The sequence below is a fragment of the Bacillus sp. Marseille-Q1617 genome (assembly GCF_903645295.1).
Lineage (GTDB): Bacteria > Bacillota > Bacilli > Bacillales > Bacillaceae_B > Rossellomorea.
This window is the reverse complement of sequence record NZ_CAHJXM010000001.1, coordinates 1,963,688-1,982,245: the sequence shown is the minus strand read 5'-3', so window position 1 is coordinate 1,982,245 and position 18,558 is coordinate 1,963,688. Positions and strand designations below refer to the sequence as shown.

General features: G+C 37.1%; 22 protein-coding genes and 1 pseudogene. 7 read left to right on the top strand and 16 right to left on the bottom strand.

Annotated elements, in window-relative coordinates; genetic code table 11:
- Positions 1-33: 33 nt before the first annotated feature.
- A complete protein-coding gene (locus HWX64_RS09890; RefSeq protein WP_175989284.1) occupies positions 34-3,018 on the bottom strand; it encodes a Tn3 family transposase in 2,985 nt (994 codons plus the stop codon).
- Complete coding sequence (locus tag HWX64_RS09885) at positions 3,015-3,572, bottom strand: recombinase family protein (RefSeq protein WP_175989283.1); 558 nt, start codon at positions 3,570-3,572, stop codon at positions 3,015-3,017. The genes HWX64_RS09890 and HWX64_RS09885 overlap by 4 nt, the downstream gene beginning before the upstream one ends.
- A gap of 508 nt (positions 3,573-4,080) precedes the next feature.
- Here HWX64_RS09885 and istA point away from each other — a divergent pair.
- Both istA and istB read left to right on the top strand, forming a co-directional pair.
- Positions 4,081-5,625 (top strand): IS21 family transposase, encoded by a 1,545-nt coding sequence (gene istA, locus HWX64_RS09880; RefSeq protein ID WP_175989603.1) that lies wholly within the window; start codon positions 4,081-4,083, stop codon positions 5,623-5,625.
- On the top strand, positions 5,625-6,389 hold the full coding sequence (istB, locus tag HWX64_RS09875; RefSeq protein WP_175989604.1) for an IS21-like element IS643 family helper ATPase IstB: 765 nt from the start codon (positions 5,625-5,627) through the stop codon (positions 6,387-6,389). Before istA ends, istB begins: the two co-directional genes overlap by 1 nt.
- A gap of 1,054 nt (positions 6,390-7,443) precedes the next feature.
- Here istB and HWX64_RS09870 read toward each other — a convergent pair.
- The 4 genes from HWX64_RS09870 to HWX64_RS09855 all read right to left on the bottom strand — a co-directional run bounded on the left by HWX64_RS09870 (position 7,444) and on the right by HWX64_RS09855 (position 9,286).
- Positions 7,444-7,896 carry a hypothetical protein gene (locus HWX64_RS09870; protein ID WP_175989282.1) on the bottom strand — a complete coding sequence of 151 codons (453 nt, stop codon included), beginning with the start codon at positions 7,894-7,896 and terminating at the stop codon, positions 7,444-7,446.
- 62 nt (positions 7,897-7,958) lie between these two features.
- Entirely contained in the window at positions 7,959-8,378 is a 420-nt protein-coding gene (locus tag HWX64_RS09865; protein ID WP_175989281.1) for a hypothetical protein, read from the bottom strand.
- A 54-nt stretch (positions 8,379-8,432) separates the two neighbouring features.
- Positions 8,433-8,897 (bottom strand): hypothetical protein, encoded by a 465-nt coding sequence (locus HWX64_RS09860; protein WP_175989280.1) that lies wholly within the window; start codon positions 8,895-8,897, stop codon positions 8,433-8,435.
- The gene (locus HWX64_RS09855) at positions 8,867-9,286 is read right to left on the bottom strand and encodes a hypothetical protein (protein ID WP_175989279.1); all 420 of its coding nucleotides are present in this window, start codon (positions 9,284-9,286) and stop codon (positions 8,867-8,869) included. Before HWX64_RS09855 ends, HWX64_RS09860 begins: the two co-directional genes overlap by 31 nt.
- Before the next feature lie 124 nt (positions 9,287-9,410).
- On the opposite strand from HWX64_RS09855, the pseudogene HWX64_RS22195 reads away from it, so the two are divergent.
- A pseudogene (locus tag HWX64_RS22195) lies at positions 9,411-9,497 on the top strand (hypothetical protein); the annotation flags it as partial.
- Between the two features lie 229 nt (positions 9,498-9,726).
- Here HWX64_RS22195 and HWX64_RS09845 read toward each other — a convergent pair.
- The gene (locus tag HWX64_RS09845) at positions 9,727-10,437 is read right to left on the bottom strand and encodes a diphthine--ammonia ligase (RefSeq protein WP_175989278.1); all 711 of its coding nucleotides are present in this window, start codon (positions 10,435-10,437) and stop codon (positions 9,727-9,729) included.
- 255 nt (positions 10,438-10,692) lie between these two features.
- On the opposite strand from HWX64_RS09845, the gene HWX64_RS22090 reads away from it, so the two are divergent.
- Positions 10,693-11,034: a YqzG/YhdC family protein gene (locus HWX64_RS22090; RefSeq protein ID WP_175989277.1), complete on the top strand. Its 342-nt coding sequence runs from the start codon at positions 10,693-10,695 to the stop codon at positions 11,032-11,034.
- A 137-nt stretch (positions 11,035-11,171) separates the two neighbouring features.
- On the opposite strand, the gene HWX64_RS09835 is transcribed toward HWX64_RS22090, so the two are convergent.
- Together HWX64_RS09835 and HWX64_RS09830 are read right to left on the bottom strand one after the other, a co-directional pair.
- Complete coding sequence (locus HWX64_RS09835) at positions 11,172-11,783, bottom strand: class I SAM-dependent methyltransferase (RefSeq protein ID WP_175989276.1); 612 nt, start codon at positions 11,781-11,783, stop codon at positions 11,172-11,174.
- Positions 11,784-11,899: 116 nt separating this feature from the next.
- Positions 11,900-12,340, bottom strand: a complete 441-nt coding sequence (locus tag HWX64_RS09830; RefSeq protein WP_175989275.1) for a DUF1801 domain-containing protein — start codon at positions 12,338-12,340, stop codon at positions 11,900-11,902.
- A 459-nt stretch (positions 12,341-12,799) separates the two neighbouring features.
- Here HWX64_RS09830 and HWX64_RS09825 point away from each other — a divergent pair, with 459 nt between their 5' ends.
- Both HWX64_RS09825 and HWX64_RS09820 read left to right on the top strand, forming a co-directional pair.
- On the top strand, positions 12,800-12,931 hold the full coding sequence (locus HWX64_RS09825) for an FbpB family small basic protein (protein WP_175989274.1): 132 nt from the start codon (positions 12,800-12,802) through the stop codon (positions 12,929-12,931).
- Positions 12,932-13,318, top strand: coding sequence for a sporulation protein (locus HWX64_RS09820; RefSeq protein ID WP_175989273.1), 387 nt, complete (start codon positions 12,932-12,934; stop codon positions 13,316-13,318).
- 42 nt (positions 13,319-13,360) lie between these two features.
- Here HWX64_RS09820 and HWX64_RS09815 read toward each other — a convergent pair whose 3' ends face one another.
- From HWX64_RS09815 to HWX64_RS09785, 7 genes are all read right to left on the bottom strand, one after another.
- On the bottom strand, positions 13,361-13,912 hold the full coding sequence (locus tag HWX64_RS09815; protein ID WP_175989272.1) for an AAA family ATPase: 552 nt from the start codon (positions 13,910-13,912) through the stop codon (positions 13,361-13,363).
- A gap of 2 nt (positions 13,913-13,914) precedes the next feature.
- Positions 13,915-14,544: a hypothetical protein gene (locus tag HWX64_RS09810; RefSeq protein ID WP_175989271.1), complete on the bottom strand. Its 630-nt coding sequence runs from the start codon at positions 14,542-14,544 to the stop codon at positions 13,915-13,917.
- A 205-nt stretch (positions 14,545-14,749) separates the two neighbouring features.
- On the bottom strand, positions 14,750-15,688 hold the full coding sequence (gene glsA / locus HWX64_RS09805) for a glutaminase A (RefSeq protein ID WP_175989270.1): 939 nt from the start codon (positions 15,686-15,688) through the stop codon (positions 14,750-14,752).
- Positions 15,689-15,845: 157 nt separating this feature from the next.
- Positions 15,846-16,463 (bottom strand): HAD family hydrolase, encoded by a 618-nt coding sequence (locus tag HWX64_RS09800; protein ID WP_175989269.1) that lies wholly within the window; start codon positions 16,461-16,463, stop codon positions 15,846-15,848.
- 16 nt (positions 16,464-16,479) lie between these two features.
- Positions 16,480-16,935 carry an N-acetyltransferase gene (locus HWX64_RS09795; protein ID WP_175989268.1) on the bottom strand — a complete coding sequence of 152 codons (456 nt, stop codon included), beginning with the start codon at positions 16,933-16,935 and terminating at the stop codon, positions 16,480-16,482.
- Positions 16,932-17,369, bottom strand: coding sequence for a GNAT family N-acetyltransferase (locus tag HWX64_RS09790; protein WP_175989267.1), 438 nt, complete (start codon positions 17,367-17,369; stop codon positions 16,932-16,934). Before HWX64_RS09790 ends, HWX64_RS09795 begins: the two co-directional genes overlap by 4 nt.
- A gap of 38 nt (positions 17,370-17,407) precedes the next feature.
- A complete protein-coding gene (locus HWX64_RS09785) occupies positions 17,408-17,866 on the bottom strand; it encodes a GNAT family N-acetyltransferase (RefSeq protein WP_175989266.1) in 459 nt (152 codons plus the stop codon).
- A 140-nt stretch (positions 17,867-18,006) separates the two neighbouring features.
- Here HWX64_RS09785 and HWX64_RS09780 point away from each other — a divergent pair, with 140 nt between their 5' ends.
- A complete protein-coding gene (locus HWX64_RS09780) occupies positions 18,007-18,555 on the top strand; it encodes a GNAT family N-acetyltransferase (protein ID WP_175989265.1) in 549 nt (182 codons plus the stop codon).
- The last annotated feature ends 3 nt before the right edge of the window (positions 18,556-18,558 follow it).

Below are 18,558 nucleotides of genomic sequence, written 5' to 3'. Positions count from 1 at the left end.
CGAAGCTGTCACTACCCGCAATAAGGAACAATGTTAAATATGCAAAGTGTTTTCTATTTCTGATTCCCTTTCTTCGATTGGAATTCTCTCCATCATATCCAATTTAAAGATACCATAAGGATTTACATGACTATATATAAGTGGACTTAACGCTCTCAAGTCTTCAGGTGTCATCATATCTTGCCACTCCTTTTCTGATAAAACGGATTGAATCATGAGTGTGTTAATATACACGAGACAGTTTTGTAAAAGGTGCAGAGAAAGAACTGCAATCTCCTGATCCTCTAGTCTATTTGTTGAAATTTCTCCACCTTTTCCGTAAAAAATAAAGCCATTGGCGGAATTCCAGTTCTCTACCACATTGAGCCCTTCATTTATTTCTCTTCGAATGTCTTCAGATCCTAAATAATCACATAAAAATATGGTTTTAATGACTTTTCCCAGCTCAGATAGAGCCTGATAAGTCGGATGTTTTAGGTTACTTCTTGTAAAACGTTTTAAGATAGCCTCTGTTTCGGCAGTTCCAAGACGCAGGGCAGTAGCATACTTAATCATCTGATCATATTGCTGCCGAATCAATTCCCAGTTAATAGGTCTTGTAAGAATCGGTTGCAGATTAGGGAAAGCATCACTCATGCCACTATCTGGCCGATACAACTTTTGAGAATTAATAGCTTTTAATCGTGGCATAAGCTTAAAACCTAAGAGATGGCAAAAGGCAAAAGCTACTTCGCTTTGACCGTGACTGTCTACATAATTCTTTTCAACCTCCATGCTTGTACAATGTTTCAAAACCCCTTCAATCATAGACGCTACCTCAGAAGAAGAACATGATTTCAATTGAGAATAGATACAGGTTGAATGTTTAGCTACATGCCAGTAAATCATTACACCTCTGCCCCGATACCGAATATGCCATTCAGTCATTAGATTTTGGTCCCACGCACCAAATTTCTTGGAATCGGAAGCACAGGAAGTTGTTCCTTCTCCCCATATATCTGTCATTTTATTTCGCAAAATGGCATTTACAATCTCAGCAATAACGTTACGTAGATTGTCTTTATCAATGTATTTTCGCCGTATGTATAATAAATCTTTATACTTTTCGCCATGTTCCCCATTTGAAACTCGCTTTAGCCCTGCATTTGTTCCCAAACCGTATAAACATAAGATAAGCCTCTTCTGTAGCAAATCTTTACTAATGACCTCTCTGGATGCAGCTGTTTTAAAAAGGTCCGTAAAGTTTACACGCAAATCAGCTTCCTTGAGGATATCTAGTAAACTCGTCATTGGCCATCGTTTCATAATTTCAGCTTTTAGGCGTGATAGATTGACCGGCTCAGGAACCGGATCAAAAGGAGATATAGATATTCGTCCATTACCGTTCCCTTTTGTTAAAATACGAACCTTATTATTTTTAGGAATTCCTTGATCCAATTTATTTAATACCTTTTTCATTTCTTCCTTTAAATTGGTGATAAAATCATCGGGATTAATAGGTTTTTTCAGTGCTCTATAGTTTTCTTCGCGACGCTGTTCAAAGTCCTGCGGCAGATCTTCATCTGGATTACGATATCGTTCCGAACCAGGTACCCATATTTCTTTGCATCGCAGCCTATCTCGTAAGACTTGCAAGGTGCTAATCTCATAATTAATACGATTGATTCTCTCTTCGCCTGAAGTCTCCTGTTCCACGACTAGGTATCTCCAGCTGGGACGGATTACACCATCTAATGGAACCTGGTCAGACTTTGGAAAAAAGTGAGCATTTGAATTTATATATTTTTTTATAAGTTCTAACGCTTCGATTATTGGATGATGAGTCTCATTATTTGAACAAAACTCTAACATATCCAAAATACGGGGAACCATCCTGCGGTAATGAGAACTGTACGATGAACGAATAATCGTATATACCTTCTGTTTGTAGGCAGGTCCTGTATGTTTAAATTCTTTTACTAAATCTTTAAGTGTTTCTTCGCTGATAACAGGATAAAGAACATCCCGAATAATTCCATCGGGATTATCTAACGCTTGTTCAGCCATTTGGAACAATAGATTGTTTTTCCCATTTACCTTCCTTAAATTATGTATTAATTCTTTATCCACTTTACGTTCGGCTCTAACATTAATACGATGAATAATTTGTATAAGTAGTTCAATTAGACCATCTGTAATTTCTGCTCTTCGAAGCCAAAAGAATGAAGATAAAAGTGTGTAGCGAATCTGAGGTGGATGCCTGCGCAATTCACGAATATCCTCTGTTGCTGTACGCTTTCTGTATTTCTTTAAAATTTTTGGTGAAATATCGTTAAACAAATCATAGGGTAATTGCAGTTTTTTTATGGTTTGAAGTTTCTGAAGTTCTTTGAAGACTGTTTCTAAACCAATGCGTCCAGGATCGGACTTTAATTCATGAAATGATAATGATTCTTTTGCTTCTGAGGTGTCTTCAACTTTTTCTAAAAGGTAAATTAATCTATCCAACCCTTCACATGTCTGGTTAGAAAGTCTTTGATAAATAGAAGTGAAAAATTGATCTTCATAGGAGTAGGTAGCAGAGCGAATAAGACGCTCTACACGATCCGGGGTGGGAGGCACAATCTTTAATTCTCTATATTGTAGGTACAACTTATCCTCAACATAGTTAAATTCATGACTATGAAATAACACGTGCTTACAAAGCCATTCTGTTAATAAATCTACATCTTGCAGAGTAGTTTCGCGAAATCCAAAATAGGTACGGATTTCCGAACGATGATAAGTAATGGTACGTCCGGTCCAATCATATTCAGAAAAAACATCGGGACTTATCTTTAGCTGTTTAGCAATGTACTCTATAACTGTCTTTGGTATCTCACTCTTGGTATGAGGGAACCTAGCTTCGTATTGAAAAAACTTAAACATGACAGCAAACCCAAGTTTCGTATTTCCTCTTTTTAGTTGAATCTGCTCTTGTTCATCAGGCATAAGTATAAAGTGATCAATTAACTCATCTAATTCCCAATTCCTTTTCAATGTTTTTCGCCCCTTTGTAGCTTACGATATAGAGTCATACGTGAAATACCGGCCTTTTCGGCAGCATCTGTCCGGCTCATCCCTTGGTCTATAAGATATAGGGCATAGTTTATCTTTTCTTCATCAGCTTTTGGTCTTCCAGGATATTTTCCCCGTTTTTTTGCAGCTAAAATGCCTTCCTTTGTCCGTTCAGAAGTGAGATCTCGCTCAAATTGGGCAATGCCTGCAAAAATAGTAAACAACATTTTCCCATGTGCCGTGGTTGTATCCAGCCAAGATTCCTTTAAACTTTTTAAATGCGCTCCTTTTTGAGCGATGAGTTCCGTAATCTCAATCAGATCTTTCGTGGAACGGGATAAACGAGTTAAATCCGATACAACAACGGTGTCTTCTGGACGAAGAAACTCCAGCATACGGTTTAGTTCCGGACGGTCCCGTTTCATTCCCGTTACTTTTTCAAAAAAGATGCGTTCACATCCAAATTCTTCAAGCTGTCTTTTTTGGCGATCCAAATTTTGATCAATAGTTGAAACACGTATGTAACCAAATTCCATTTTTATCCTCTCCTTTCAGTATAATTGTACCAAAAATAAGGGATAATTAATATTGTTACAAAATATTTTGTTACATATTTTTGTTGCGTTATTTATGCTAGATTGGCAAACTAAATATTATTTTCTCACCATGTAACAAAAATGTTCATTATTGTTACGAAATGATTTTTACGATTAATTCCTTAGCATTTCCAAAAATGCCTTATTTCATGAATTATTTTCAATGAAGTATTAATGCATAAAAAGCAAGACACGTATTGATCAATTATAAAAAATATGTAAGGTAGAGAACATCACTTTTATGGGTTTCTACAAGCTTTTCCGTAAACTTATTTTTATTGATATCTTTGTAGAAATATGAACCTTATGAATTATTGTGAACGCTAGAATAAAGTTGACAGTTTTTGCTCGATAAGATTTTACACTTTTGCTCAATCAACCTATTACTTTAGTAAAATAAATAGTGACGTTATTTTACTGGAGGTTAGGATTTTTGGAGGAAAAGTTAGTGTTATATGTAAAGATTCATGAACTACGCAAAAGAAAATTTAAAGTAGCACAAATCGCTAAGGAGCTTAAGATTTCAAGGCCAACTGTCTACAAGTATTTAGAAATGACATTTAATGAGGCAAGAGCATACACTGAACAGCCCTTGGGGAAGAAGAAAAAGTTAGACCACTATAAAGACTGGATACTTGCTTGGCTAGAAGAATATCCTCACCTGAGTAGTGCTCAAATTCATGATTGGCTTTTGGAGAGGTATCCCGACCTTTCGGTTGGGGGAAGTACTGTGAGGACTTATGTTCGAAATATCCGTGAAGTCTATCAGATTGAGAAAAAGGTTATTGTCCGTCAATACGAAGCAGTTCCTGAACAACCAATGGGCAAACAACTTCAGGTAGACTGGGGTGAAACAAAACAGAAGTCGACAGACAACAAAGAAATCAAATTGTACTTTATAGCCTTTGTACTCGCTCATTCTAGACATAAATATATGGAATGGCAGGCACGTCCGTTTACTACAAGAGATGCGATCAGATGTCATGAAAATGCATTCCAATTCTACGGTGGACGTACAAATGAAATTGTCTACGATCAGGACCACTTAATCGCTGTGAGTGAAAACGCAGGTCAGCTACTTTTAACAGAAGAATTTCAAAACTATGTGAATGAGCGTCAATTCAAAGTTCACTTGTGCAGAAGAGCAGATCCGGAATCTAAAGGCATGATTGAAAATGTAGTGAAATACATAAAAGGGAATTTCGCAGACAGTCGAGTTTTTAGAGACATAGAAGATTGGAATGATCGAGCATTACAGTGGCTTCAACGTACAGGGAACCATCAGGTTCACCAGACAACGAAAAAAAGACCAGCAGAAGTGTTTCTCCTCGAAAAGCAACACTTACAGCCAGTCTCTTCGTTACTTTCATATGAAAGTACCAATAAACAAAGTATAACAAGAACTGTAAGCAAGGACAACACGATCCGTTATAAGTCTAACCGTTATTCTGTTCCACTAGGGACTTATCAAACAATGACTGAAAATATAGTATGGATTGAAGTGACAAACAAAGAACAACAGACTCTTGTGGTACGCAAAGAAGCAAGTGGTGAAATCATCACCGAACATATTATTAGTTCAGAAAAAGGAAAACTCATTCAAAACCGTCACCATACTCGCGATCGTTCAAAGGGGATTGAAGAGCTTAAACAACGTCTTATCTCTTACTTTGAAGATCAGACTCAGGCAGCTGTGTATTTTGATGAGATCAGTCAAAGATACCCAAGGTATCGTCGAGACCAATTTGCGATCATATACAAGGTGATTCAACAGTATCCATCATTAATTAATACTGTGTTGGCCAAGTGCACTACAGAAAAACTATACAATGCGAATGACTTTCGGGATATCGCTCATCACCTTGATAGTTTGCGTGATGAACCAGTTAAAGAGGTACAATCCTTTTATGCCAATCTAGCAAAACATCCTCCTATTAAGGCTTCTACCCGTTCTTTAAACGCGTATACTAGCATTTTGGGAGGTCGAGGATGATGAACAAGACGGTGCATGAATTACAAGATCAATTTCGACAGTTACGTTTATCAGAGACGGCGGAGGAGCTACCACAGCTTCTTCGCGAAGCTGAAAAAGCATCCTGGACTTACTTGGAGTTCTTAGAATCTATCACACGATATGAATTAGTAAAACGTGAAGCAAAGAGCCTTGAAAAAAGAATGAAATGGGCACGCTTCCCTTTCGTGAAGTCATTAGATGAGTTTGAACTTAAAGGTCAAAACGTTCTAACAGCCCGCCAGCTTTCTCAACTTAGAGAATTAAGCTGGTTAGAGCAACAGTATAATTTGATTCTCTTAGGTCCCCCTGGGATTGGAAAAACATATATCGCAATTGGGCTGGGACTTGAAGCCGTTTATAAAGGATTCAATGTTTACTTCGCTACAATGGGTGAACTAGTACAACTTTTAAAGACAGAAGAATACCTGAATAAATCTAAAGTTCAACTCAAGCGAATTAGAAATGCCGATCTTGTGATTATCGATGATTTAATGTACATGGCGATGGATCAGAGAGAAGCAAACTTATTTTTTCATTTAATTAATCACTTATATGAACGAAGTTCAATCATCCTTACTTCAAATAAAAGTCCAGATGAATGGGGTAATCTAATTGGAGATCAAGGGATTACGACAGCTATTTTGGATCGTTTACTTCATCGAGTGGAAGTCATACATGGTGGAGAGAATGAGGAGAGCCATCGGATGAAAAACCGAAAGAGCATTTTTTCAGCAGAAGTGTAAAAAGGAAACGAGCAAAAAGTGTAAAATTCAACTTGACGTCTACAATTATTACCTCACTGCAGTAATCTGTAGTTAAAACAACAATGATTTCCTTATTTTGATCCTGATAAAGGTCTGTGAAGTAGAGATGGGGACTATAAGATGGATTTGATACGTTGACCCAATCAGGGAAATTAAATAATCTTTGTCTACTTGGAGTTTGAAATCAAGTTGCCATGTTTATATTTTTTCCTTTGGCTTCATACGCATTTGAAGGAAGTATGCAAGTAAATCAGTCATCTAAACAGCTTATAAATAGTATACCCGATGCAAATATCAAATTAAATGCATCAGAAAAGGAGGGAGTGTTAACAGTAGCATGTAACCACCATTCTTTCTAAATCTGAAGCGATAATTGACGTGCAATATAAAAAACTGAAATTTATCGACAAGTATGGCAAGGAACCAAGCCATCTATTTTTCTAATATTGCTTTTGGAACCGTAATTAAATATAAAGTTATTAATAATAAGTTAGTGGCTATCGTTGGTGCGACAATATCACCATCGGGAGTATATATAGGAGAAATTTATGTTACTTATATTTATAGTTTCTAATAAGAAGCTGATAAACGAAGATTACAGCCAATGTAACGACAAACATCAAAGCATTGCGACCTAACCATCTAAAAAAGCCGAATTCCTTAGAGTAGGAAATTCGGCTTTTTTATGTCGCATTTTGCTTAGCGTATGTTTTTTCCGCGTTTTACAACCTTGACCCCTTTCTCATGAAAATTATCGTATTATCCTAGAGTCAAAGAGCTAAAGTCAATGATATTCATGGCTGGAGTGGGGGGAAAGTTTAAAGTTAAACTTTAAGATGTTGAATAGTTTGCTTCATTCTATTCTAAAAGTGTATAAATGAAAAGATCTCTGATACTATCCTTGTAGTTCAGCAAATCAGGATACAAAAAGAAGCAAGGGATGTAATCTCTTTAAATTGCACAAAAAAACCTCAGAATTTTTCTGAGGTCTCATTCTAAAGCATCTAAATCCACTCCCCCAAAAAATGTATCATTAATATGCAATGGTTTCTTTTTCTAAAAGGATATCTTGTGTTTCTACGTCTACAATGGCCAGTTTAGACTGGATTTTATAGTCGCCCCCTACTTTGAGAGTATAGAAAAAATATACTTGCCTATCCGGACTCACATGTGACAGTTTATTTTGATTATATTTTCTAACCAAGAATTCATGATTTTTTAACTTTTTTTCTATAATTTTAAAAGTCTTTGCATAGAGAGTTTTTTCTCGAATGTTAATATCAGCATTTTTCAGTTCATGGTATTTCCCAATTTTATTTTTAAGGTAATATTGGTTAGCATCTGGGGCTTCAATTTTTTTATCGCTATTGTCTTTATACATGAGTTTAAGATCTGCATTGGAGGCAAAAGCATATTTGGGAACAAAAGCTAAAATAGAAATTATCAACAAGCTAACAAGTAAATGCGATTTATTTTTCGGCTTCAAATATATCACTCCTTTATGTTAGCATCCCTCAAATAAAAAAAAATAAAAGCCAAATCTGACTTTTATTTAACAACAGTAATTTTATTTAAAGGCTCTACGTTATGAGCTGGATTTTCTTGTTTTGAATAAGGTTCAGGTATAAGGACGATAATTAAATTATTGGTTTTATTTTGCTTATTCAATTTTAATGGTAAATCAATTTTTACTGTACCAGTTTTATCAACTGAAAAATAATCTAATCCAAGTTTTAATTGAGTGTCATTCTCTAGAGCAATGACTTTATAGTCCAGATTTTCCTTCTTATTATTAAATAAAAGAAATGTATTTAGCGAGTTAGCAGGGCTTTCTAGAAATGTTAATGCCTTCTCCTGATTTTGATTAGGTGATGAGGTAATATAGGGTAACCCGAATTCAAGTTGTTCATCTTTAAACGTAGTCAGTTTTTCTGGGATTTCAATTTTTTGAGAATCAGAATCACCCACTATCAATTGGTACCTTTGTGCGTAATGTACTGAGGTAACAAATTCTTTGTTTTTTTAAGGTGTATTTTTTTTTCTGACGAGTAAAACTAATAACTCATGTTTTCCTTCCTCAATATTTTTAATTGAAAATTGATTTACAGATGTTTCTCCTGAACTTAATTTGCCAATATCTAAAGAAGGGGTCAATTTATTCCTATGAAATATATCGACTAAATTATAATCAATAAATACAAACAAATTGTATTCATTTTCAAACGGGTAATAATTTGCAACCGTTACTTTTGCTTTGTATGGTTGAGAACCATTAATTTTTTCTATTGTTGAGGTAGGTGATACTTTTCCTTCACCTTCATAAAAGAACCTGGTTCCCCCTTTTTCAAATGGGGGGTCAAACGAACTTATGGTGGAGTTCGTTTGACTATTGCATGAAATCAGCAGCATGCTAACCATAAAAATAGCTATGATAAAAATTTTTTTGTTATATTTGATTAATATGTTTTTGTCCATCTTGATTCCCATGAAGTCATATCACTTGTATTATAAGAACTTTGTACAAAATGGTATGAATCCAATTCAAAATAGCCGGTTTTATATTCAGAAGGGCTAATCTGTTGAACGCGGACATATAACGAATTATATTGTGTTTCACTGTCGTATGCATATGCTGCACCATTCCTTTTTAATAATCCATCTACTGTTATTTTCTTTGCAGGGTTTATTATGTCTGTATCGCAACTTGTTGTAGATTGACCGTACACGCCAACAGACGAACTATACAAAATTTGTGAACTCCCATAGCAAGTTAAGTGAGGGAAAGTGACTCTTTCAGCTGCATTTACTGAAGTAGTTCCTAATAAGGTTATCCCGATTAGCGCTGATACAATAAATTTTTTGTTTAAAATCTTCATTTTTATACCTCCTAAAATTTTCTATATACTTATAATTCTTCCAATTAATTTAAAATCCTTCCAAATATACTATTTTTTTAATTTTTAAAATAATTATTAGAATTACCGAGAGTCTGGTAGTTTTCAAGAAGAATTATTGCACCATATGTCGCCTCTAGATTGGGAACATATTAATTTGCTGGGAGAATACCATAGAAAATGGTCTCGTTAAATTCTTTAAGCCCATTTATACTCTCTTAACATTGTTAAATATGGGCTTAGCGTTGTAAATCCGCATTTTCCTGACGTTCCCCATATATAGTCATTTATAATTCAAGTATATATCCAACACGATTTTGCAATTCGGAAGCCTCTTAAACCTTACTATGTAGTCAAACACACAGTACTAATCCAAAATTGGTCGGTGGGTATGCGTGTTGTAAATATTAACCTTAAAAAACTTATTGTATATGTAATTTTGACTTTTTCCTTATTGCGGTTGGTGACAGCTTCGCTGGTTCTACCCCTAGTCCTGAATTCAATACCACTCCTGATTGTGTCAGTTCCACTTTCTTTTTGAAAATAGGACCGTCCACAACAAAGGTATGGTACTCACCATATTCACCCATGACACAGATACCTTTCTTCTGGACTTCTTTGTAAAATTGCGAATCCAGAATCCGTCCCGGCCATGTATGCTCAAAGTGTTTCTCAGAAGCACGGCATATAACTGCAGTAAAGCCAAGTGACAAAAAATCTTCCAAGAGGTCGTTTGATTGTTCAGGAGAGATCCAAGTCGGAAATAATGGTTCTATCCCTGCTTTATTTGAGACTTTTTCATTCCATTTCCTGTCTTCATCTGCATATAAACTTCCAAAAGCCACCTGCTCGACGCCAAGCTCCTCTTTTATTTGTTTAAGTGCATCGACCAATGATTGTTCATAATCTCCGGCAGAGTCGACCAGTTGTATGCGGATGCCTAGTGCTTCTGCTTGACATTCAAGGATTTTCAGATTGATTCCATGCGCATGGCTGCGCGCATCCTTAGCTGATATCATCGATACCAGGCAAACGACATCTTTGTTTTCTTGTAAAAGCCTGTATAGTGCCAGACAGCTGTCTTTTCCGCTGCTCCAGCAGACAGCAACCTTTTTATCCTGTGTATCATTCAACGATTTTCCCTTCTTTCCATTCAGGGCATGAAGCTTTCATGCAGTATGTAAAATTTGTTCGAACAATGGATTCCACTTGCAATCATACCATTCTAAGCATAGTCGACACCTGTATTCATATTGCAATGTCCATCTTTTCTTTAATACTAGCACAGAACAGAATGTGGAGTTGCAAAGAATTCAGAAATCTTCATCCTGAATAGGAATTGAAATTTAACAAAAGATAATACAAAAAACCGGGAAGGATCCATACAAATGAAAAAAATAATCCTGTGTTTGTTTCTCTCACCTTTGTTGATAAACGGAATACAGCAACCGGTCACCCTAGCCCAAAATCTTGATAGTATCGGAGTGACGGTGCCTTCTTATGCAAAATGGGGGAGGATTGCCATGCAAAAAACGAAAGAACGCTACCCTGAAGCTCAAATCATCGATTATCTTCATATCGGGCGGGAAGATGGTGCTGACTACAGCACAGAAAAATTTAAACTATGGTTAAAAGGTAAAGATAAGGAATTCGGGGTGCTGATCAACATCAGGTTTGATCCCAAAACAGATGAATTGAAGCAGGTATCATTTAAAGAGGTATCACGATAGCCCAAAAAAACTGCTGACAATTCAGCAGTTTTTTCGGTGAAAGGATAATAACTGTTCAAAAAAATAATTAGTTTCTTCTGTTTGTTTGTTGGTTAATATTTCTCACAGCAGTCTCTTTAATTCATTATTTCTATACATTATCCCATCTTTCTTAACACTATCTTTCTGTACAATCCATTCATCATCAAATCCACATCTTCTTCTATTTTCAATGTTGTAGAGTATGATTTATGAATATCCTCAAAGACTAGCCCAATATCTGTACCCAACACTTTTACAAGAGGGCGCAGTACTTTCTGTGAAAGTTTTTTTTCTTCACTAGCAAACTTATCAAAGATGACAAGCTGCCCATACGGCTTTAACACTCTTTCCATCTCATTCAGGCTTTGAATTGGATCAGGCACTACTGAAAGAATAAGGCTGGCGAATACAATGTCGAAGCGTTCCTTTTCAAAGTCCATTCGCTGTGCATCCATTTCAATAAACTCAATGTTGGTGTGCTTGAATTTCTTTTTAGCCTTCTGAAGCATGACAGGTGAGAAGTCGATGGCTGTAACGGCGACATTCGATAGCTCCACAAGTTCAAGGTCCGCCCCAGTGCCGACTCCAGCAAACAGAACATTCTTATCCGTCAATTCCAAGTCTTTAAAAACATGTTTCCTTGCTTCTAAAAAAGCCCCCGAGTTGAAAATCGAATCATACACCGGTGCCCATAATTTGTAGATCCCTCTATTCCATGTATTGTTCACGTTCATCACAACCTCTGAAAATGACCTTCGCGCTTCAATGATACCCTATCTTACCACGTTGAAAGACTTAAAAAAAGAGTACAAAATCAACGATCTCATACCCCGAGTATTACCACTTATTCTTTTGTTTCTTCAGTATCATCCGGATACATTTTCTTTAAAAATGTAATCGAAGCCTGAATCAATTCCCTTAATACGTCTACCTCTATATCGTCCACTTTATTTATATATACACATGCCTTTCCAGTAGTATGTTTCCCGAATTTCTTCAGGATTTCTTCCCTAGTCTCATCCCCCGGTGCAAAATAAAGGCTTATTTTTGCTTTACGAGGAGAGAATCCAGCAAGGAATGAATCTCCTTCGTGCCCAGTTTTATATTTGTAGTGGTAAGAGCCAAATCCGATTATGCTCGGCCCCCACATTTTAGCTGGGAAGCCGGTTTCTTCTGTGAAGATATCCAAAAGTCTGTAGGCATCCTCCCTTTTTTTCTCACTATTTGTACTCTCAATAAATTCTATCACGCTGTTTTCGTTTTGTTTGGTTTTTAACTCGTACAAAACCCCACCCCTTTAATATTCAGCTATGTCTATACCTTCGACCTTCCACATGATATTTCCTTCACGAGGTAAAATACAATTGACCTTTGCAGGCCGACTCCCTCTGTTTAATGCTTGAAAAAATTGGAATACAACAAAGTTTTATCAGGCACCAGGGGTTCATATCTATGCTGCCGCCTATATTATAAAATTAATCCTGTACATAGGTGATTTTAATTGACATAGTATGATGAATCGAATAAGATGAATTCATAAATTAATATTCTCCTAAAGGGGAGTAGCTTTTACAATAAAGTCGTCATTACGGAGTCAACGACTCTCGGCTTTATTGACAACCATGTTGTTAGCGAGACCTTTACCAGCTGGTGAAGGTTGATATATGCAGTAAAATAGACCTTTACCAAACCGGTAAAGGTCTTTTTGTATATACAGCCTTAGGTTTGAAAGGATGAGAAGGTCTTGATTAAAAAAAATTTACAACAATTAATTCAGAATAATAAAGAGCAAATTCTGCGTGACAAAGAAGAATTAGAAAGAATCGAAGAGAAATTAGATAGGAAGCATACAAAACTCGAGAAGGAGAATGCCTGAATGTTATTAAGAAAGTACGTTTCCATGTTTGGTGTAGGATCTGCAAAGATTGATTTGGTATTGCCCAAAACGACCTTTCACCCTGGAGAGCTGCTTAATGGGTACTTCTTTTTGGAAGGAGGTATTGTGAAGCAGAAGTTGAGGAGAATCGACTGTGATCTAGTCATGGTAGACAAGTATTCAACAGAGAAAACAATCGATTCTACGACAATATTAAAATCGGAAGAACTCCAGCCTGATGAAACAAATAAGCTTAATTTTGTATATCGAATACCGAAAACACTTCAATCAGATGAAAAGGGTATACGTTATCTTTTTAAAACAAAATTGACATTTGACAAGGGAGTAGAAAGCTTGGATGAGGATTGGATAACGGTTGTTTCCTAGTTTAGATGAAAGAAAACGCCCTAAGTGGGCGTTTTCTTGAATTTAAGACTTACTTTCATTCAACTCTGAAGACGTCAACTTATTCATAATGGCCGTAACTACAGCGTGCACATCCACATTCTCTGTATCTATATACTCACCAAAATCATACTTTTCAAAAGCATAGAGGCATTTATCCGTCTGCTGGAAACACCAGTTCCCCTCTTCTTCCCCTCTGTTTAGGAGCCTGTCAAAAATCGTTTCCCTGCTGGCTTGCAGACAAAAGTGGTGAGTGTCCTCATCTATTTCTTTGAATCCATTCAATATATAAGTAAAGTATTCAGGAACCCTTAGCGTCATGGGGACGATAAGGTGATTTCCATATTTTTCTTTAAGCTTTCTGGCAGTTTCGATCGTAAGAACTCTCCAAAGCTCATAGTTTTGGAAATCACCGCTCTTTGATTCTTTCTTTTTGATATCTTCAGGCAGAATTTCTCTTATCATATACCCGACTATCTCTGGATCAAATATCATACTGTCACTGATATTATGTAAAAGCTCGGTTGCAATGGTTGTTTTACCTGAACCGAATGCACCGTTTATCATGATGATCATATTCATTCCCCCTTTACATATAAAAATTGGTCTTTGATAATGGAATAGTGATCCTTCGATAGCGCTTTCTTAATAAGGTTTTCATCATAACCCTTTTTCCGCATTGTCTGCAGAATCGATTGGACTCTATCTTCCCGTTTTCTTCTGAGATTCGATTCCAGCTGAATTTCCAAAGGAACCATCCTGATTGAGTTTCCACGAAATCTGGTCGTTCTTGCAAGGTTCCAGATATACTGGCCTCCTTCCCAAATCCCGCTTCCCGTCAGTGAGTCAGGAATTCCTGCAGAATCAGCGATATGTACAATCTCCACTTCATAATGATTGATCCTGTATCGGGCTTTCGACCAGGAAAACCCTGAAGGAAAGGTTTGATGAAGAACCGGTTCTTCCTTTGTTGAGAGCCATTCAGAATCTGACTCGGCACCATCGTTTGCTGGCTGGGCATACTCAGACATCAAGCGAGCGAATTCTTCCACTCCTTCCCGACTTTTTGTATATATATCCAGGTCTCCCGGCTTCATGTCACATCCTTGCAGCACCGAACCCACTGAACCGACTATCATCCAATCGAAAGTTTTGCCGCTATTTTCATAGGTATTGCATACAATTTGTAATGCACTCTCCCAACTCATTTATACACCTCATTCATATTGATATTTCTTAAAATAAATATGTTAATTTGATTTCAGGGGGAATTCACTATCTACATCGACGTGATGAGCCCTTGTATTATTTTCAACATATTCATGGGAATATCCTTTTATTTGGAATATTTTAACTGAATGATCTTTCTATCCTTACTTATAAAAATAAGCAGCCCGAAAGCTGCTTCATCATTCAATCATGAAATATATTCAATTTCAGTTTCGCAGACAGCATGCGCAATACTTGTCCGCCTGCCACGCTGTTTCCCTTTTTGTTGATGGATGGACCGATGATGCCGATTCCCATTCTTCCCGGCACAGCTCCTACTATGCTTCCCGAGACACCGCTCTTTAGCGGAAAACCTACTTCAACGGCATAAGTGCCGGATTCATTATACATTCCTGATGTAAGCATGATTGCTTTCACAGTACGGACGTGTCGGGCCTGGATCAGCTGTTCACCTGTTTCGACACTCCTGCCGTGGTTGGTCAGGAAACAGCCAAGTTTTGCCAGTGCAAGGGACGTGACGTCGATGGAATTCACCCGGTAATATAGATCCAGTGCTTCTTCAGCTTCTTTATTCGAAAGGACACCGGTACTTTCCATAAAATAAGCAAGTGAGCGATTACGGGCACCATTTTTGATTTCGGATTGATACACTTCTTCGTTAAACTTTACTCTCTCGTCACCTGTAATGGTTTGGAGAAAGGTTAAGATCCGTTTAAATCGTTCATTTACAGATGATCCGTTGACCAGGCTCGCAGTCGCTATCGCTCCCGAATTAATGAGTGGATTGTACGGCCGGTGTCCTTCATAGTCTTCCAGATTGGATATTGAATTGAAGAAATCATCTGTTGGCTCCATGCCGACCTTTTGAAAGACTACTTCTTTTCCGAAGTCTTCCAATGCAATCAATAAGATGATGACTTTTGAAATACTTTGAAGGGAAAAGCTGTAGTCATCTTCTCCTGCTGAATAAACTTCACCTTCTTGAGTGATGATGGTGACACCGAGATCGGTTGCATGTGACTGATCCAAACCCGGAATATGATCTATAACTTCTCCTTGTGCTGTATAGGGTCTGCATGCCTTCACCACTTCTTCCATAAACTCATTTGATAATTTCTCCAATCCGTTTCCTCCTCGTTTTGGTCTGATTCTTAGTATTTACCCAAAATAAGAAAACTTAAATAAATAGGCAAGAGAATGTGTAAATGCCCGCGAATTGTAGTTCTGCGGAGAATCATCTTGAATCACAGCAAATACTCCATCTTCCGGCTCTCCTTTCCTAAAACAATTCTAGCAGTTCATCGAAAGAATTGATTATGTAATCATAATTCTTTGCTTCACCGAATCCATAACTTGCATAAACAAAGGGAATACCGGCAGACTGAGCCGCTTTTTGATCCCCTGCTGTATCCCCCACGTAAACCAGCTGCTTAAGATGATTACGTTCGATGATCAGTTTAATATTTTCCCCTTTAGATAAACCGGTTCTCCCCGGGTTTTCATAATCAATGAAGTGCTTTTCCAATCTATGATACTCATAAAAAGCTTCGATGTATCCATGCTGGCAGTTGCTCACGATAAAGAGCTTGTACTTTTTCGCCAAATTTCCCAGTACTTTTTCCACATTATCATAAAGGCTTCCGCCTTCTTCTCTGAGATGCTCCTTCTCCACTTCCGAGCAAGTGTTCAGGAATTTCTCACGCTCTTTTGCATCTAGTTCAGGAAACAGTTTTCTTCCGATTTCGTGCATCTTCAGCCCCATTGTTTCTTTTAACTGCTGAGAGGTCAATTCCTTATTTATTTTGTCGTGTTTTTCAATTACCTTATTCCATGCAAACACTACCGTTTTTCTTGGATCCCATATCGTCCCGTCCAAATCAAAAATGATACTGTCCATCTCTTTTCCTCCTTGTTTACATAAGTATTTTTCTGAACGTAGTAATCCATAATCCTTCTTCCATTTCCTTTTCACCCATGATTTCAAACCCATATTTTATATAAAAATTAAGAGCAGGCGTGTTATCTGTTCCAGTAGAAACAACCATAGAGTCATTCTCTTTACCCTGCACTTCGAGGTATGACATTAGTTTTTCTGCAACTTTTTTTCTGAAATGATTGGGATGGACCATCAATCTGTGTATGTCTATAACATGGTTGACTATTTTAAAGGAAATGACTCCCCATAATTCCTCATTATCATGATAGCCGAAGAACGTTTCTCCCGATTGCTGTATTGAAGCCAGCGTGTCCTTTAATGGCGGCAAATCATCGTATCCAATTAACTTAGCTTCAATTGCATAAGATAAATATTGAAGATGTAATACTTCCTTTGCGCTCGATTCCTTGTTGATGTCGATCCGTTTTATCATAAGCCGTGCCTGCCTAATCCTTTTTTAACATAGATGATTTCCGGATCTCCTTCATCAAGATTGTCAACAAAACCGCTTTTCTTATAGCCCATAGTATAGAAAAGGTGATGCATGATGTCGTTTGATTGATTTGTAGAAGAAAAAATCTTTTCTCCGGAGAACTCTTCTTCAAACGCTGAAATCAGTGCTCTTGCCAGCCCTTTATTTCGATGTAAGGGATGGACAACGACCAAAGATATAAAAACCTGATCAAAGAAATGCCTGTTAAATAGAAGAAAGGCAGCAGCCTCTCCATCCATTTTGCAGACTAAACATTGCTGATGTTTGATCGCTATTTCAATTTCTGCACGTCTATGATCACTACCGATTGTTTCATTATCAATATGTACTAATTCATTTAAATCTTTTTGTTCTCCCCAATGTATATTCTTCATAGAATAACCTCCACATAATAAAGGAATAACCTTAGGTATCAATTCATTGTTGATTTCTCATATACCTTTATTGAACTTCCTCCTAATCCGAAAGCTTCAGTTGTATGTTTCCATTGATATTTTTCATAGTAACCGTCAATATCTGTTGCCAGATAAAGTTTTTTAAACCCTTTTCGAGCCGTCTCATCTAAAGCATACTGCAGAAACTGTGAACCCAACCCCTTGCCGCGGAATTCAGGGTCTACGTATAAACAAGCAAGCCAGGGAGTCAGGTCCTGACGGCTGTTAATATCATTGCGTAAGATAGCAAAAGTACCAATGACTCCCCCATTTTCTACAGCTATATAAAACCTGGGTATCTCCTCATCCGTTTCACACGAACGCAGCATACAATCCTTATAAAAATGGTAGCTTTCTTCGCTTCCCCATTGTTTCCAAAAAGCATTGACTGCTTCTTCAAATAAATCCTTCCGCTCACTTAATTCATAGATGTCCATTTTCATCCCTCGTTTTTAATGTGGTTTTAATACTCTTTAATGCCTATGTGAAGGCTTGGATCATATTTTTAAAATTATCCGAGAATTTTTTCTATTCATATAGTAAAATTATACAATATTACTATATGGGGGTGTAGATCATGTTTCTACATAAGATTGATGAAGAATTATCTTTAAAACTGGTGGACTTGAATGATACACACGAGATGTTTCAACTGGTGGATGCTGCCAGAAACCATTTAAAAGAGTGGCTGGGCTGGTTGGATTACACAAAGAAAGAAGATGATACTAAGCAATTCATTCAAAGCTGCATGAGGAGCTATGCTGAAAACAAAAGCATGAATACCGTCATTCTATATAAAGGGAAAATGGTCGGGACAGCTGGATATAATTCAATTGATTGGTCAAATAAAACAGCCTATATCGGTTATTGGCTCCATCAGGACTACCAAGGAAACGGCATCATGACGAGAGTTGCAAAAGCATTGACGGATTACGCTTTTGAGTATCATAACCTAAATAAAGTCGATATCAGGGCAGCTAAAGAGAACAAGAAAAGCAGAAGCATACCTGAGCGGCTTGGTTTTGTGGAAGAAGGCATTATCAGGCAGGCAGAATGGCTTTATGATCATTATGTTGATCATGTAGTGTACGGAATGCTTCATGACGAGTGGAAACGAAAAAGATAGAAA